We start from the raw sequence: 15,770 nt of genomic DNA, 5'->3' as shown, positions 1-15,770 counted from the left end.
CGCGGGGCGGACCGGGCGGGCGGGGGCCGTCGGCATCGTCGGCGCCGAGCGGGTCGTAGGGGCGGCCCGCACCGGGTCACTCCGGGGCGGGCCGCCCTCCGCCGAGAGGGGGCGTCAGACGTCCGGCTCCTCAGATGCCCAGATCTTTGATGATCTTGGCTACGTGGCCGGTGGCACGGACGTTGTAGAGGGCCCGTTCGACCTTGCCCTCCTCGTCCACGACGATCGTGGAGCGGATGACGCCCAGGTACGTCTTGCCGTAGTTCTTCTTCTCCCCGTAGGCGCCGTAGGCCTCGGTGACCTTCTTCTCCGGGTCGGCGAGGAGGGTCACCTTCAGGGATTCCTTCTCGCGGAACTTCGCCAGCTTCTCCGGCTGGTCCGGGCTGATGCCGATGACGTCGAAGCCGGCGCCGGCCAGCAGGTCCAGGTTGTCCGTGAAGTCGCAGGCCTGCTTGGTGCAGCCGGGGGTCAGGGCGGCCGGGTAGAAGTAGACGATGACCTTGCGGCCCTTGTGGGCGGACAGGGACACCTCGTTGCCGTCGGCGTCCGGGAGGGTGAAGGCGGGGGCCACGTCCCCCGGCTGGAGTCGCTCACTCATCGGGCCAGCGTAACCGGGGGGCCTTGCGGTGCGGTGCGGCCCGCAACTGACAAACTGTCCGGAACAGCATCAGGAGACTTCGGAGGCCGTACGGTGGCGGACACGTCGGACACCAGAACCCCGGCGCAGATCGAGGCGGACATCAAGCGCCGCCGTGAAGTGCTGGCCGAGACGCTCGACGAGATCGGGGTGCGGGTCCATCCGCAGACGATCATCGGGGATGCGAAAGCCAAGGTCGTCGCCAACGTCGACCACACCATCGGCCGGGCGTATGTACAGGTCAACCGGGTGGTGAGTGAGGTCAGGGCGCGGTTCGTGGATGAGGAGGGCGCCCTGCGGATGGAGCGGGTCGTGCCGGTCGCGCTGGTCGCGGTCGGTGTCGTCGGGCTGCTCGCCATGGGCTCCCGGCGACGCAAGGGCTGACCCGGAGGCGTACGGGCAGGGCGAAGACAGGTAGGTTCGAGGCGTGAGCCCCAACAGAGACCAGCACCGCACCCCCCATCACGACAAGCTCCCCATCCGGATGCTGCACGACCGCGTTCTGGTCAAGCAGGACACGGGCGAGGGCGAGCGGCGATCGGGGGGCGGCATTCTGATTCCCGCCACCGCCGCGGTCGGACGCCGGCTGGCCTGGGCCGAGGTCGTGGCGGTCGGCCAGAACGTACGGACCGTGGAGCCCGGCGACCGCGTTCTGTACGACCCGGAGGACCGGGCCGAGGTCGAGGTGCGGGGTGTGGCGTACGTGCTCATGCGCGAGCGCGATCTGCACGCCGTGGCCGCGGACCGCTTCGAGGGGTCGGAGGACTCCACGGGGCTGTATCTGTAATTCGGCGGCTGTCTTCGGGCAGCCGTCTTTCGGCTGCTGTCTTTCGGCAGCCGAAGGGGCCGGTGACCATCGTCACCGGCCCCTTTTGCACTTCCTTTGCTATGTTCGAAAGCGGTCAGCCCGACGAGACGCGCCGTACCGGGATCCCCGACCCCCAGGAAAAGACGACGCACCCCCGTTCAGAGATACCTACCGGAGGTGCTGTCATGGCCTGGATTCTGCTGATCGTCGCCGGTCTGCTGGAAGTCGGCTGGTCGATCGGGATGAAGTACACGGAGGGCTTCACCCGGCTGGTGCCCAGCCTGTTCACCGGCGCCGGGATCGTGGCCAGCATGCTTCTGCTGTCGTACGCCGCGAAGTCTCTGCCCATCGGTACCGCCTACGGCGTGTGGGTCGGTATCGGGGCGGCCGGTGCGGCGGTGCTCGGCATGGTGGTGCTGGGTGAGCCGGTCACCGCCGCCCGCATCTTCTTCGTCTGTCTGCTGCTGGTCGCCGTGGTGGGGCTGAAGGCGACCAGCGGGCACTGAGACATCACCGGGGCATCACCGGGGCATCAGGCGGCGGGGTCGCCGCCTCCCGCGCCGGCGGCCGTGCCTGTCGTGCCTCCGCCGCCGTCGGTCATGCCGCCCGCGGCCGTACCGCCGCCGGTGGTGTCCGTGCCGGTCGCGCCGCCACCCGTGGTGTCACCGCCGGTGGTCGTGCCCCCGCCCGTCGTGTTGCCTCCGGTCGTGGGGGTGCCGCCGGTCGTGGTGCCACCACCGGTGGTGGGGGATCCTCCGGTGGTCGTCCCGCCGGTGGTGGGGGTGCCGGTGGTGCCGCCGGCCGGGCTCATGGTCGCGCCGCCGCCGGTCGGGCTCGCGGTCGGACTGCCGCTCTGGCCACCGTTCGTGCCCGGCTGAGCCGAGCCGGTCGCGGCGGGCGGCTGCGTCGCCTCGGCGCCCTGCTCCAGCTGGAGGTCGAAGTCGTTGGCCGGCTGGTCCTGCAGCGCGTCGTGCGTGTACTGGGCCCAGATCTGGGTCGGCGGGCCGCCACCGTTCATACGGGGCTGGCCGAGAGCGCCGTACAGCCCCATGTGCTTGGCCGTCACCGGGTCCTGGCCCATGACGGAGACCACCGTGGCCAGGTCCGGGGTGTAGCCCGCGAACCAGGCGGCGGTGTCGTTCTCGGCCGTACCGGTCTTGCCGGCCGCCGGACGGTCCGCGGCCTGCGCGGCGGTGGCGGTGCCGTTGTCGACCACGCTCTGCAGGATCGACGTGGTGGTGTCGGCAGCCTCCCGGCTGACGGCCTGCTCGACCGACTGCTCGGGCAGCTTGATCTCGTTCGTGCCGTCCTTGGTGATCTTGTCGATCAGGGTGTACGTGCCGTGCTGGCCGTGGTTGGCGAGGGTTGCGTAGCTCTCCGCCATGTCCAGCACGCTGGCGGTGGCGGTGCCGAGGGCGATCGACGGGTAGGGCTGGAGGTCCGGGGTGCCGGAGGGGATGCCGAGGTCGATCGCGGTCTTCTTGACCTTGGAGGGGCCGACGTCGACCGCCATCTGCGCGTAGACGGCGTTCACGGACAGGTCCGTCGCCTTCGTGACGTTGATCTGGCCGTACGACTTCTGGTCCTCGTTCTGCGGGGCGTAGGCACCGCCGTTCCAGCCTTGTACGGGGCGCTCGTTGGTGCCGTCGTACATGGTGTTCGGGGTGATGGTGCGGCCGTCCTGGGTGGTCGAGCCGTTCTGCACCGCCGAGGTGAACACGAACGGCTTGAACGTCGAGCCGACCTGGAAGTCACCACGGGTCGCGCCGTTGGTGTACTGCTTCACGTAGTCGATGCCGCCGTACATCGCGACGACCTTGCCGGTCTTCGGGTCGACGGAGGCGCCGCCCGCGCGGACGTAGTTGTCGGCCTTGTTGTTCTTCTTGTCCAACTTGGAGATCAGCTGGTCGTTCACCGCCTTGACGAAGGCGTTCTGCTTGTCCTTCTGGATGGTGGTGGTGATGCGGTAGCCGCCGGCCGCGAGCTGGTCGGAGTCGATGATGTTGTTCTTGGACAGGTAGTCCTTGACCGCCTGCACGAGGTAGCCGCGCTGGCCGGACAGGCCGGTGGAGACCGTCTGCTCCTTCGGCATCGGGAACTTCAGGCCGGCGCGCTGGGACTGGCTGAGCCACCTCTTCTTGACCATGCCGTCCAGGACGTAGTTCCAGCGGGCGACCGCCGCCGACTTGTTCTCGGGGTGGGCCACGACGTCGTACTCGCTGGGCGCGTTGACGAGCGCGGCGAGGTAGGCGGCGCGGGCCGGGTCCAGGTCCTTGGCGTCCATGCCGTAGTAGGCCTGGGCGGCGGCCTGGATGCCGTAGGCGTTGCGGCCGAAGAAGCTGGTGTTGAGGTAGCCCTCGAAGATCTCGTCCTTGGACTTCTGCCGGTCCAGCTTGATCGAGATGAAGAACTCCTTGGCCTTGCGGGTGAGCGTCTGCTCCTGGGCCAGGTAGTAGTTCTTCACGTACTGCTGGGTGATCGTCGAGCCGGACTGCTTGCCCTTGCCGGTCGCGGTGTTCCACATGGCGCGGACCATCGCCTTGGGGTCGACGGCCGACTCGGAGTAGAAGTCGCGGTCCTCGGCGGCCAGTACGGCGTGCTGGGCGTCCTTGGAGACCTGGGCGAGGCTCACGTTCTCGCGGTTGATGTCGCCGTCGCGGGCCAGCTGGGAGCCGTCGGCGTAGAGGTAGACGTTGCTCTGCTTCATGGCCATGGCGTTGGCCGGCGGGATGTTGACCATCGAGTAGCCGACGAAGAAGAGCCCCATGATCAGCAGCACGCCGACGATGAAGGTGCCGAACACCATCCGCCAGGTGGGAATGATCCTCCGCCACCCGGTCCGCTTGGGTCGCTTGGGCTTTTTGCCCGCGCCGCCATCGCCTCCGGCCGGCTGACCGTCGCCGGGGGTGGCGGCGAGGAGGGTGGTGTTCTCCTCGGAGGCCCGGGCGTCGCTCCGGGGGGTGTCGCGGCGGGCGTTGGTGCCGGTGCGAGGGCCGCGGGTGGGGGTGGCGGCTCCGGCGGGGCTCGCTTGGGAGGCCTGTCCGGCGGCGGCGCCGGCGGCACCTGCCGCGCCGGCGGCCTGGGCAGCGAGGTTCGCGCCGGTACCGGTGGTGTGAGAAGTACGCGAGGTGCGCGGGGTACGGCCGGTGGCGCTCGGCTCACCGGCCGGGGAGGCGGCCGTGGTCTCGACGGGGTCGCCCGGCTCGGCCGCTCGGGGTGCGTTGACCCGCCTGAGGACCTGGGTGGTCTCGGGCGCCCGCGTCTCACCGGGGCCCGCAGCGGCCGCGTCGGACCCGCGGGGCGCCGTGACACGCCGGAGCACCTGGGTGCTCTCGGCCGACTGCCCCTGCTCGGAACCGGCCGGCGTCCCCGACCCCTGCGGCTTCCCGGAGCCACTACGACGCCCAGCGGCCGCGCCGACTCCCTCGGATGCCTTGGACACACCGGCTGCCGACGCGCCACCGACGGACGCCGAAGCCGAACCCGTGGCCGCACCGCCCGCCGAGTCCCCACCGGAGCCCGAGCCCTCACGAACCGCCGCGTCGTTGGCCGAGCTCTCGCGAACCGCCGCATCCTTGCCGGACACCGAGCCCGCACCGGAGGCCGAACCCTCGCGAGCCGCCGCATGCTTGGCCGAGCCCTCACGAACCGCCGCATCCCCGCCAGACACCGAACCCGCACCGGACGCCGAACCCTCACGAGTCGTCGCATTCCTGCCGGACGCCGGAGCCGAACCGGCTGGCGAGCCGGGTGCCGAAACCGGGCCCGAGCCCTCACCGGAGGTCGTGTCGCCGCTCGGCGTGGCCGTCCCCGGCTCCGTGCGGCCGCCTCGGGCAGCCTGGCGGGCCCGAGCCATGGAGGCCGTCCGGTCCTGGGCCGCCGGACGATCACCCGTTCGGCCGGCCTCGGCCTCCCGACCTTGATCACCACGCGCGGCCTGCCCAGCCCGCCCGGATCCCTCGGCTCGCTCGGTCTCCGCGGCAGGCGTCGGGTTCGCCGGTTTAGGCGTCGCCCCGGACCCTGCCCGCTCGCCGGACTCTGGCCGCTCGCCCCCGGGGTCACCGGGCCGTTCAGCCTGCAGCGGCTCTGTCGGCGGCACGCCTTCGGTCGGCTGCTGCGGCTGCGGCTCGTCGCTCATGTCGTGCACGGACTCCTGTTTTTTCGCGTCGTACGTTCCCGTACGCCTCGTACGCTTCTGCGCCCCCGGTTGGAAGACTCTCGCACCTGGCGTTCCGTTCCCGGATTCCGGCACGCTTCGGCCACAAAATGCGTGGCCGGCGACCGGGCCTCCCGACTAGGCTCCTGCGCTTCGGTGTCGAGCGGTCCCGGGAGGTGGACTGGCGTGGGCGCGGGACGGTTGTACGTGGCCGTCGCGGCGGGGGGATTCAGACGGTACGCGACGTATCGGGCCGCCACTGCGGCAGGGGTGTTCACGAACACGGTCTTCGGGCTGATCCTCGTGTACACGTATCGCGCGCTCTGGGACCAGCGACCGCACCTGGGCGGGTGGGATCAGTCGCAGGTCGTGACCTATGTATGGGTGGGCCAGGCGTTCCTGTCGACGCTCGCGATCGGCGGCGGAGGCGTCGAGAACGAGCTGATGGAACGCATCCGTACGGGGGACGTGGCGATCGACCTGTGCCGGCCCGCCGACCTGCAGCTGTGGTGGCTCGCCACCGATCTCGGCCGGGCCTTCTTCCAGCTGCTGGGCCGGGGAGCGGTCCCCTTCCTCTTCGGCGCCCTGTGCTTCCCGGTGTACCTGCCGACGGACGCGGGCACCTGGATCGCCTTCTTCGTCGCCGTGCTGCTGGCGATGCTCGTCGGGTTCGGGATCCGGTATCTGGTCGCGCTGAGCGCGTTCTGGCTCCTGGACGGTACGGGTGTGACGCAGATGGCATGGCTCGCCGGCTTTTTCTGCTCGGGCATGCTGCTGCCGCTGAACGTCTTCCCGGGCACGCTCGGCGAGGTCGTACGCGCTCTGCCGTGGTCCTCGCTGCTCCAGGCGCCGGCCCAGATCCTGCTGGGGCATGCGGATCCGCTGGGCACGTACGCGTTCCAGGGGGCGTGGGCGGTGGCGCTGCTGGGCGCCGGGCGGCTGGTGCAGTCTGCGGCGACGCGCAGGGTGGTGGTCCAGGGTGGATGAGGTACGTCACCGCGGGCGGGTGCGGGAGGGGCTGCGGGCGTATCTGATGATCGCCGGGATGTGGGTGCGGTCCACGATGGCGTACCGCGCCTCGTTCGTGATGACCACGTTCGGCAACTTCGCGGCGACCATGCTCGACTTCGTCGGGATCATGCTGATGTTCTCGCGGGTGAACGCCCTGGGCGGCTGGTCGCTGCCCGAGGTGGCCTTCCTCTACGGCCTGTCCGGTCTGGCCTTCGGGCTGGCCGACCTGGTGATCGGGTCGATGGAGCGGCTGGGGCGGCGGGTGCGCGACGGCACGCTGGACACGCTCCTGGTGCGTCCGGCGCCGGTGCTGGCGCAGGTGGCGGCCGACCAGTTCGCGCTGCGGCGGCTGGGCCGGGTGGTGCAGGGCGCGCTGGTGCTGGGCTGGTCGCTGCCCCGGGTCGACGTCGACTGGACACCGCTGAAGCTGCTGCTGATGCCGGTGATGGTGGTGAGCGGCTGCGGGATCTTCTGCGCGGTGTTCGTGGCGGGTGCTGCCTTCCAGTTCCTGGCGCAGGACGCCTCGGAGGTGCAGAACGCCTTCACCTACGGCGGGACGACGCTGCTGCAGTATCCGCCGACGGTGTTCGCGAAGGAGCTGGTGCGCGGGGTGACCTTCGTGCTGCCGCTGGCCTTCGTCAACTGGCTGCCCGCGACCTATGTGCTGGGGCGGCCGTATCCGCTGGGGCTGCCCGGGTGGGTGGCGTTCGCTCCGCCGCTGGTGGCGGTGGGGTGCTGTGCGCTGGCGGGGCTGTCCTGGCGGGCGGGACTTCGTTCGTACCGGAGCACAGGGAGCTGACAGATGACGGACGGGGCATTCACCGAGGGCTTCATCGCGCTGGAGAATGTGGAGAAGGTCTTCGACGTGCGCAAGAAGACCGGGTTTCTGAAACGGGAGCGGCGTGAGGTGCGGGCGGTGGACTCGCTCTCGTTCACCGTGGCGTGCGGGGAGATGGTCGGCTACATCGGGCCGAACGGCGCCGGGAAGTCGACCACGATCAAGATGCTGACCGGCATCCTGACGCCGAGCGCGGGGCGGCTGCGGGTGGCGGGCATCGATCCGTCGCGGGAGCGGCGGCGCCTCGCGCACCGGATCGGGGTGGTGTTCGGGCAGCGTACGACCCTGTGGTGGGACCTGCCGCTGATCGACTCCTACCGGCTGGCGCACCGCATGTACCGGATCCCGGACGCCCGTTACCGCGAGAACCTGGACCGGTGTGTCGAACTCCTGGAGCTGGAGGCCCTGTTGGACGTGCCCGTGCGGCAGCTCTCACTCGGGCAGCGGATGCGCGGGGACATCGCGGCGGCCCTGCTGCACGACCCCGAGGTGCTGTACCTGGACGAGCCGACGATCGGCCTGGACGTCGTGTCGAAGGCCAAGGTGCGGGGATTCCTGCGGGAGTTGAACGCCGAACGCGCCACGACCGTCCTGCTGACCACGCACGACCTGCAGGACATCGAGCAGTTGTGTTCCCGGGTGATGGTGATCGACCACGGCCGGCTGATGTACGACGGTCCGCTCACCGGGCTGCACGAGGCAGGCGAGAGCGAGCGGACGCTGGTGGTGGACCTGGAGCGGGAGCTGCCGCCGGTCGAGGTGCCGTCGGCGCGGGTGGTGCGGGTGGAGGGGCCGCGGCAGTGGCTGGCGTTCCCGGCGGGGCAGTCGGCGGCGCCGCTCGTCGCGCGGCTCGCGGCGGAGTATCCGCTGGTGGACCTGTCGGTACGGGAGCCGGACATCGAGGCCGTCATCGCCAAGATGTACGCGGAGAAGGCCGTCTCGTAGGCTTCTGTCATGACCGACGACGCAGTCCCGGACCTCCGGGCGTCCGACGCCGACCGTGAGCGGGTCGCCGAGGTCCTCCGGGACGCTCTGGCCGAGGGCCGCCTCGACATGCACGAGTTCGAGGAGCGCCTGGACGCGCTGTACAAGGCGCGCACCTACGGCGAGCTGGCGCCGCTCACCCGCGATCTGCCGACGGCCGGCACGGCGGCGCACCCTGCACCGGTCTCGTTCACCAAGTCGCCTGCGGAGAGCGGGAGTTGGGCGTCCCGGATCGTCGGCGGCATGGGGTCCTCGAGCGGCGGGATCGCGATTCTGTCGGGGTTCGAGCGCAAGGGCCGCTGGACGGTGCCGAAGCGGTTCAACTGTTTCGCGTTCATGGGCGGCGGCGAGATCGACCTGCGCGAGGCGAACTTCGCGGACCACGAGGTCGAGATCAACTGCGTGGCGGTCATGGGCGGGGTCCAGGTGATCGTGCCGCCGGGGGTCGAGGTCGTCGTCCGGGGCATCGGCATCATGGGCGGCTTCGAGCACCCCCGGGACGACGGGCCGCCCGAGCCGGGCGCTCCGCGGGTGATCATCGGAGGGCTCGCCTTCTGGGGCGGGGTCGGCGTGGAACGCAAGGTCACACGGGCCGAGCGGAAACGGCTGAAGGAGCAGCGCAAGTCGCTTCGCGAGGGGCGGGAAGAACGCCGAGACCGGGGGTACTGAGCAACGTCGGCGTCTGCGGGTCCGTTGTGGTTGCTCGCGCCTGCGCGGCGGAGCCGCATGTTGATGCAGCCCCGCGCCCCTGAGGTCACTTTGTGCAGACCTTGGTCAATTCGCCCGCCGCATCCGTCACCGGGCTCACGTCCGGGGTCCTGTCGCCGTTCTTGATGGCTGTACGGACGTTCCCCACGGCCTTGTTCAGGTCGTCGACGGCCTTGTTGACCTCGGCGTTGTCGGTCTTGTCGCCGATCTTCCCCAGGTTCTTCTCGATGGAGTCGAGAGAGGCGTCGGCCTGGTTGGGATCGTTCGCGGCGCTCTCCACTGCCTGCTGCAGGTCGGTGACGCTGTCGGCGATGGAGTCGGCGGTGTGCACGCAGTCCAGGGCCTTGCCGACGGTGTCGCAGCCGGTGGCGAGGCCGGCGGTGAGCGTCGCGGTCGCCACGACGGCGGCGAGACGGCGTCGGCTGACGGCCATGGTGGTGTTTCCCTCCCCTGGTAAGGCTGTCCGTAGCTAGGACGCCGGGGAGGGCGCGCGGGTTGCCCGCGCGCACCCGTCCTGTTGGCCTGCCCTTTACTTTCTTTCTGCCCGTTACTTTCCGAGCGTGGCGTCCAGCGTGGCGCGCTGGATCGCGGCGAGCTCGGTACAGCCGGCGACGGCGAGGTCGAGCAGGGAGTTCAGCTCCTCGCGGGCGAACGGCTCGGCCTCGGCGGTGCCCTGGACCTCGACGAAGCGGCCGTCGCCGGTGCAGACGACGTTCATGTCGGTCTCGGCGCGCACATCTTCCTCGTAGCAGAGGTCGAGGAGCGGGACGCCGCCGACGATGCCGACGGAGACGGCCGAGACGGTGCCGGTGAGCGGCTGCCGGCCGGCCTTGATCAGCTTCTTGCCCTGAGCCCAGGCGACGGCGTCGGCGAGGGCGACGTACGCGCCGGTGATGGCGGCGGTACGGGTGCCGCCGTCGGCCTGGAGGACGTCGCAGTCGAGGACGATGGTGTTCTCGCCGAGCGCCTTGTAGTCGATGACGGCGCGCAGCGAGCGGCCGATGAGGCGGGAGATCTCATGGGTACGGCCGCCGATCTTGCCCTTGACGGACTCGCGGTCGCCGCGGGTGTTGGTGGCGCGGGGCAGCATGGCGTACTCCGCGGTGACCCAGCCCTCGCCGCTGCCCTTGCGCCAGCGGGGGACGCCTTCGGTCACGGAGGCGGTGCAGAACACCTTGGTGTCGCCGAAGGAGACGAGGACGGAGCCCTCGGCGTGCTTGCTCCATCCTCGTTCGATGGTGACCGGGCGGAGCTGTTCGGGGGTACGGCCGTCGATGCGAGACATGGCATGGAGCCTAGTCGCACATGAGGAAGGGGCTCGTCCCGCGTCGGAAAGAGCCCCTTGAAGGTGAAGCCGGCGGCCCTCGGGGCCGGGGCGGTTCACATCATGTCTTCGATCTCCGCGGCGATCGGGTCGGCGTCGGTGCCGATGACGACCTGGATGGCGGTGCCCATCTTGACGACGCCGTGGGCGCCGGCGGCCTTCAGGGCGGCCTCGTCGACCAGCGAGGCGTCGCACACCTCGGTGCGCAGGCGGGTGATGCAGCCCTCGATCTCCTCGATGTTGTCCAGCCCGCCGAGCGCGGCGACGATCTTCTCAGCCTTGGTGGCCATGTTCCTTCTCCCTGATCCGAACCGCTTAGTCGCAGTAACCCACAGTTGGCCCATCTTCGCGAGCGGTCATGCCGTGCGTGCCGGATGATGGCGATCACGACAGCGGAACCGTCCGCCAACTGGTCTACACCACCGTGGGGACGGTCGCCAAACCGCGTCCGACGAACCGCGTTCGAGCCGAGTGGCCGGAGGTCGCCCATGAGCGCCGAGAGCACACCCGCCGGCGGCACGGTCAGTCCGGCGCGGGAACGCTGGCACCGTGCGTTCCAGGGCCTGCAGAAGATGGGCCGGAGTCTGCAGCTGCCGATCGCGGTGCTGCCGGCGGCGGGCATCCTGAACCGCCTGGGCCAGCCGGACGTGTTCGGCAAGGACGGGCTGGGCTGGACGGACGTCTCCAAGGTGATGATGGGCGCGGGCGGCGCCCTGCTCGACGGCTCGCTCGGCCTTCCGCTGCTGTTCTGCGTGGGCGTGGCGATCGGCATGGCGAAGAAGGCGGACGGCTCGACGGCGCTCGCGGCGGTGGCCGGCTTCCTCGTCTACTACGGCGTGCTGCACCAGTTCCCCGAGTCCTGCCCCGGCGGCTCGAAGGCGATCCCGCAGGTCGGCTGCCAGGTCAGCAGCGGCGCGGGCGTGGGCTCCGTGGCGCCCTTCACCTTCCAGAACCCGGGCGTCTTCGGCGGCATCGTCATGGGTCTGCTGGCCGCCTTCTTCTGGGCCCGCTTCCACCGCACCAGGCTGGTGGACTGGCTCGGCTTCTTCAACGGACGGCGTCTGGTGCCGATCATGATGGCGTTCGTCGCCATCGTCTTCGCGGCGCTGTGCCTGTGGATCTGGCCGCCGATCGGCAGCGGTCTGGAGAGCTTCAGCCACTGGCTGCGGGACGCGGGCGCCTGGGGCGCGGGCATCTTCGGGGTGGCGAACCGCGCACTGCTGGTGGTCGGCCTGCACCAGTTCCTGAACGTGCCCATCTGGTTCCAGTTCGGCAGCTACACCAAGCCGGACGGCACGGTGGTGCACGGCGACATCAACATGTTCCTCGCGGGCGACCCGCACGCGGGCCAGTTCACCTCGGGCTTCTTCCCGATCATGATGTTCGCGCTGCCGGCGGCCGCGCTGGCGATCACCCACTGCGCCAAGCCGCACCGCCGCAAGGAGGTCGGCGGTCTGATGCTGTCGGTGGCGCTGACGTCGTTCGTGACGGGCATCACCGAACCGATCGAGTACTCCTTCCTCTTCATCGCGCCCGTGCTCTACGCCTTCCACGCCGTGCTCACCGGTGTCTCGATGGCGGTCACCTGGGCGCTCGGAGTGCATGACGGCTTCAGCTTCTCGGCCGGTCTGATCGACTACGTGATCAACTGGAACCTGGCGACGAAACCGTGGGCGATCATCCCGATCGGCCTGTGCTTCGCGGCGGTCTATTACGTCGTCTTCCGGTTCGCCATCACGAAGTTCGACCTGAGGACGCCGGGCCGCGAGCCGGAGGACGAGGTCGAGGACATCACCAAGGCGTGACCTCACCCCCTTTAGCACATCGGCACGCCGCGTAGCGTATCGGTAGCGGATTTCGTGGTTCCTTATCCCGCCTTCATCGTGCTACAACAGGTCTACACCACTGAGTGGTGTAGACCACCCCCGATGGAGGAACCATCCCATGAGCACCGCCACCGCCACGGCGGCTCCCGCGAAGAAGCGGGGATCCGGCCTGTTCCAGGGCCTGCAGAAGGTCGGCCGCAGCCTGCAGCTCCCGATCGCCGTACTGCCGGCGGCGGGGATTCTGCTTCGTCTCGGCCAGGACGACGTGTTCGGCAAGGACGGCCTCGGCTGGAACAAGGTCGCGGCCGTCTTCGCCACGGCCGGCGATGCCGTGTTCAGCAATCTGCCGCTGCTGTTCTGCGTGGGCATCGCCATCGGCTTCGCCAAGAAGGCCGACGGCTCCACGGCGCTGGCGGCGCTGGTCGGCTTCCTGGTGTACAAGAACGTGCTGACCGCGTTCCCGATCACCGAGGCCAAGATAACCAAGGGCGCGGACATCCCCGCGACCTACAACGACCCCAAGGTGCTCGGCGGCATCGTCATGGGCCTCATCGCCGCCGTCGTCTGGCAGCGCTTCCACCGCACCAAGCTGCCCGACTGGCTGGGCTTCTTCAACGGCCGCCGGCTGGTTCCCATCCTGATGGCCTTCATCGGCACCGGCATCGGTGTGGTCTTCGGCCTGATCTGGGAGCCCATCGGCAACGTCATCACCGACTTCGGCAAGTGGATGACCGGCCTCGGCGCGGTCGGCGCGGGCCTCTTCGGTCTCATCAACCGCGGTCTGCTGCCCATCGGCATGCACCAGTTCGTCAACACGGTGGCCTGGCAGGAGATCGGCAGCTACAAGGACTCCGCCGGTGCCCTGTGGCACGGTGACCTGCCCCGCTTCTTCCACGGCGACCCGACCGCCGGCCAGTTCATGACGGGCTTCTTCCCGATCATGATGTTCGCCCTCCCGGCCGCCGCACTGGCGATCACCCACTGCGCCCGCCCGGAGCGCCGCAAGGCCGTCGGCGGCATGATGCTGTCCCTCGCCCTGACCTCGTTCGTCACCGGTATCACCGAGCCGATCGAGTTCGCGTTCATGTTCATCGCCCCGCTGCTGTACGCGATCCACGCGGTGCTCACCGCGGTGTCGATGGCGGTGACCTGGTCGCTGGGCGTGCACCACGGCTTCAGCTTCTCGGCCGGTGCGATCGACTACGTCCTCAACTGGGGCCTGGCCACCAAGCCCTGGATGATCATCCCCATCGGCCTGGTCTTCGCGGTGATCTACTACGTGGTCTTCCGCTTCGCGATCATCAGGTTCAACCTCCCGACCCCGGGCCGCGAGCCCGAGGAGGAGGTCGAGGACCTCACCAAGGCGTAGCGCTCCACGGAAGGGCCCCGGAACCCAACAGGTTCTGGGGCCTTCGTCATGTGCGGAAGCTAGACCTCGTACGTCACCCGTGGCGCTGCCAGCTCCACCGGGCCCGTGAACACCTCGCGTGCGTCGCGGAGGTTGATCTGTGGGTCGGTCCACGGCGGGATGTGGGTGAGGATCAGGCGGCGGGCGCCGGCGCGGCCCGCCGTCTCACCCGCCTCCCGGCCGTTGAGATGCAGGTCCGGGATGTTCTCCTTGCCGTGCGTGAACGCGGCCTCGCACAGGAACAGGTCGGTGTCCCGGGCCAGCTCGTCCAGTGCCTCGGTGACACCCGTGTCGCCGGAGTACGTCAGCGACCGCCCGCCGTGCTCGATCCGGATGGCGTACGCCTCCACGGGATGGCGGACCCGCTCGGTGTGCACCGTGAACGGGCCCATCTCGAACGTGGACGGCTTGACGGTGTGGAAGTCGAAGACCTCGCTCATGGAGGAGGCGGAGGGGGTGTCGGCGTAGGCCGTGGTGAGGCGGTGTTCGGTGCCCTCGGGGCCATAGACCGGGATGGGGTCGCAGGGGCCGCCGTCGTGACGGTAGTAACGCGCGACGAAATAGGCGAGCATGTCGATGCAGTGATCGGCGTGCAGATGGCTGAGGAAGATCGCGTCGAGGTCGTAGAGACCGCAGTGGCGCTGCAGCTCGCCCAGGGCGCCGTTGCCCATGTCGAGAAGCAGCCGGAAGCCGTCGGCCTCGACGAGGTAGCTCGAGCAGGCCGATTCCGCGGACGGAAATGACCCCGAGCAGCCGACGACGGTGAGCTTCATGAAGCAGAAACCTCCGTTGGCGGAAAGATCAAGCGGAAAGATCAAAAGGGCAGGAAACGGGGGTCGTGCGGTTTGTCGAGCGTAAGGCGCGAAAGCGCGGGTCGCTCCTCCGCAAAGGGCCGTTGTGGGCGAACTCACCTGTGCTGTCACCGGTTCGGCTGGACCCGGGGCGCACAAGGTTCACCAGAGGGCGCGCGATCCTCGGCGCGCGCCGGTAACGTCGTCGTATGGACACGTCCTGGTGGCTGGCGCTCGCGGCGGTCGTACTGCTCGCGCTGGTCGCCACGCTCGTCGACGGCTGGGGGCGCGGTCGCCGGCCCGGCGGACGGCGCCTCAGGCCGCTCGGCCGTGCGGGAACGCGCCCGGCGCAGGCCGCCCGGCCGGTCCCCGGGGACATCTGGTGGGCGGACGTGCCCTACGAGGACCGCACCGACGTGAAGGACCGGCCGTGTCTGGTGCTGGCCGTGCGCGGGAACCGGGTCACGGTCGCGAAGATCACCAGCAAGTACCACGACGAGCACGCCGGGGTGATCCCGCTGCCGCCCGGCGCGGTCGGCGACGCCCGCGGCCGTCCCAGCTTCCTGGAGACGGACGAGCTGCGTGAGGTGCCGGTGGGCGACTTCCGGCGCCGGGTCGGGGTGGTCGACCCGGTGCTGTGGGACCAGGTACGCCACCTCGCGGATTAGGGGCTGTCGTGCGCACCCCTCGCCGGTGCTGCCTCACCGCACGTTCACGGTGACCGTCCACTCCTGGATCCCCTTGCAGGAGACCTGACCGGGAGCCGTCGGCTCGGCGCACAGCGGTCGGGAAGAGGTCAGCTTCACGGTGCCGGCGGCCACGGCGTGGTACGCGGCGGTGGCGTCGCCGGGCTGGAGGACGAAGCCCGCGTTGATGCCCTTGAGCGCGCTGCCGCTCACCATGACCGGCTTCCAGGGGCGGGACTTGGTGCCCTTCAGGGTCAGGCGGACTTCGCCGCCCTTGGCCACGCACACGGTACGGCTGCTGTCGGCGGCCTTCAGCTCCACCTGCGGGGCGCAACCCCCCTTGGACGGCGCGGAGGACGGCGACGACGCCGACGGCGACACCTTGCTGCCGCCTGCGTTGTCCGAGCCGCTCTGCGAGCCGCATCCGGCGAGGAGCAGCGCTGCCGCCGCGAGGGCGAGGGATGTCGTGGTACGGCGCATGGGGTTTCGCCTTTCTGCCGTGGCCGCGGGGGGTCGGCCGCCTGGTGCAGATGAGACGTAGCAGCACGACGAACGGATCCCGCAGACGAAAGGATCCCGCACGCGAGTCGTTT

The 15,770-nt window shown here is 69.8% G+C and carries 17 protein-coding genes and 1 riboswitch; of the genes, 10 read left to right on the top strand and 7 right to left on the bottom strand.

What is annotated here, in order from left to right; all coding sequences use genetic code 11:
- Positions 1-130 precede the first annotated feature (130 nt).
- Entirely contained in the window at positions 131-598 is a 468-nt protein-coding gene (bcp, locus tag M878_RS76025) for a thioredoxin-dependent thiol peroxidase (RefSeq protein ID WP_031225846.1), read from the bottom strand.
- Between the two features lie 93 nt (positions 599-691).
- Here bcp and M878_RS76020 point away from each other — a divergent pair, with 93 nt between their 5' ends.
- The 3 genes from M878_RS76020 (at position 692) to M878_RS76010 (ending at position 1,951) form a co-directional block, all read left to right on the top strand.
- A complete protein-coding gene (locus tag M878_RS76020) occupies positions 692-1,021 on the top strand; it encodes a DUF3618 domain-containing protein (RefSeq protein WP_023550213.1) in 330 nt (109 codons plus the stop codon).
- A gap of 100 nt (positions 1,022-1,121) precedes the next feature.
- Positions 1,122-1,424: a GroES family chaperonin gene (locus M878_RS76015; RefSeq protein ID WP_076089203.1), complete on the top strand. Its 303-nt coding sequence runs from the start codon at positions 1,122-1,124 to the stop codon at positions 1,422-1,424.
- Between the two features lie 98 nt (positions 1,425-1,522).
- Positions 1,523-1,598: riboswitch (guanidine-III (ykkC-III) riboswitch) on the top strand.
- A gap of 32 nt (positions 1,599-1,630) precedes the next feature.
- Entirely contained in the window at positions 1,631-1,951 is a 321-nt protein-coding gene (locus tag M878_RS76010) for a DMT family transporter (RefSeq protein ID WP_023550210.1), read from the top strand.
- Positions 1,952-1,977: 26 nt separating this feature from the next.
- On the opposite strand, the gene M878_RS76005 is transcribed toward M878_RS76010, so the two are convergent.
- Positions 1,978-4,767, bottom strand: a complete 2,790-nt coding sequence (locus M878_RS76005; RefSeq protein ID WP_023550209.1) for a transglycosylase domain-containing protein — start codon at positions 4,765-4,767, stop codon at positions 1,978-1,980.
- A 1,020-nt stretch (positions 4,768-5,787) separates the two neighbouring features.
- On the opposite strand from M878_RS76005, the gene M878_RS97725 reads away from it, so the two are divergent.
- From M878_RS97725 to M878_RS75985, 4 genes are read left to right on the top strand one after another with little or no spacing between them, the layout of a single operon-like run.
- On the top strand, positions 5,788-6,588 hold the full coding sequence (locus M878_RS97725; protein WP_031225844.1) for an ABC transporter permease: 801 nt from the start codon (positions 5,788-5,790) through the stop codon (positions 6,586-6,588).
- 46 nt (positions 6,589-6,634) lie between these two features.
- Complete coding sequence (locus M878_RS75995; protein ID WP_245238421.1) at positions 6,635-7,411, top strand: ABC transporter permease; 777 nt, start codon at positions 6,635-6,637, stop codon at positions 7,409-7,411.
- A gap of 3 nt (positions 7,412-7,414) precedes the next feature.
- Positions 7,415-8,395: an ABC transporter ATP-binding protein gene (locus M878_RS75990; RefSeq protein ID WP_023550206.1), complete on the top strand. Its 981-nt coding sequence runs from the start codon at positions 7,415-7,417 to the stop codon at positions 8,393-8,395.
- 9 nt (positions 8,396-8,404) lie between these two features.
- Positions 8,405-9,103: a DUF1707 SHOCT-like domain-containing protein gene (locus M878_RS75985; RefSeq protein WP_023550205.1), complete on the top strand. Its 699-nt coding sequence runs from the start codon at positions 8,405-8,407 to the stop codon at positions 9,101-9,103.
- An 85-nt stretch (positions 9,104-9,188) separates the two neighbouring features.
- Here the strand turns inward: M878_RS75985 and M878_RS75980 are convergent, their stop codons facing one another.
- From M878_RS75980 to M878_RS75970, 3 genes are all read right to left on the bottom strand, one after another.
- Entirely contained in the window at positions 9,189-9,575 is a 387-nt protein-coding gene (locus M878_RS75980) for a hypothetical protein (RefSeq protein ID WP_023550204.1), read from the bottom strand.
- Positions 9,576-9,689: 114 nt separating this feature from the next.
- Complete coding sequence (rph, locus tag M878_RS75975; protein WP_023550203.1) at positions 9,690-10,427, bottom strand: ribonuclease PH; 738 nt, start codon at positions 10,425-10,427, stop codon at positions 9,690-9,692.
- A 95-nt stretch (positions 10,428-10,522) separates the two neighbouring features.
- The gene (locus tag M878_RS75970; protein ID WP_023550202.1) at positions 10,523-10,756 is read right to left on the bottom strand and encodes a PTS sugar transporter subunit IIB; all 234 of its coding nucleotides are present in this window, start codon (positions 10,754-10,756) and stop codon (positions 10,523-10,525) included.
- A 198-nt stretch (positions 10,757-10,954) separates the two neighbouring features.
- Between M878_RS75970 and M878_RS75965 the strand changes: the two genes are divergently transcribed.
- A complete protein-coding gene (locus tag M878_RS75965) occupies positions 10,955-12,271 on the top strand; it encodes a PTS transporter subunit EIIC (RefSeq protein WP_023550201.1) in 1,317 nt (438 codons plus the stop codon).
- Positions 12,272-12,410: 139 nt separating this feature from the next.
- Positions 12,411-13,661, top strand: a complete 1,251-nt coding sequence (locus tag M878_RS75960) for a PTS transporter subunit EIIC (protein WP_023550200.1) — start codon at positions 12,411-12,413, stop codon at positions 13,659-13,661.
- 59 nt (positions 13,662-13,720) lie between these two features.
- On the opposite strand, the gene M878_RS75955 is transcribed toward M878_RS75960, so the two are convergent.
- Positions 13,721-14,473: an MBL fold metallo-hydrolase gene (locus M878_RS75955; protein WP_023550199.1), complete on the bottom strand. Its 753-nt coding sequence runs from the start codon at positions 14,471-14,473 to the stop codon at positions 13,721-13,723.
- Positions 14,474-14,700: 227 nt separating this feature from the next.
- On the opposite strand from M878_RS75955, the gene M878_RS75950 reads away from it, so the two are divergent.
- Entirely contained in the window at positions 14,701-15,159 is a 459-nt protein-coding gene (locus tag M878_RS75950; RefSeq protein WP_023550198.1) for a type II toxin-antitoxin system PemK/MazF family toxin, read from the top strand.
- A 33-nt stretch (positions 15,160-15,192) separates the two neighbouring features.
- On the opposite strand, the gene M878_RS75945 is transcribed toward M878_RS75950, so the two are convergent.
- Positions 15,193-15,657 (bottom strand): hypothetical protein, encoded by a 465-nt coding sequence (locus tag M878_RS75945; RefSeq protein WP_023550197.1) that lies wholly within the window; start codon positions 15,655-15,657, stop codon positions 15,193-15,195.
- Positions 15,658-15,770 lie beyond the last annotated feature (113 nt).

Source organism: Streptomyces roseochromogenus subsp. oscitans DS 12.976 (genome assembly GCF_000497445.1).
Classification (GTDB): domain Bacteria; phylum Actinomycetota; class Actinomycetes; order Streptomycetales; family Streptomycetaceae; genus Streptomyces; species Streptomyces oscitans.
Note: the sequence above shows the minus strand (reverse complement) of the source record. Positions and strands in the feature narration are given on the sequence as shown.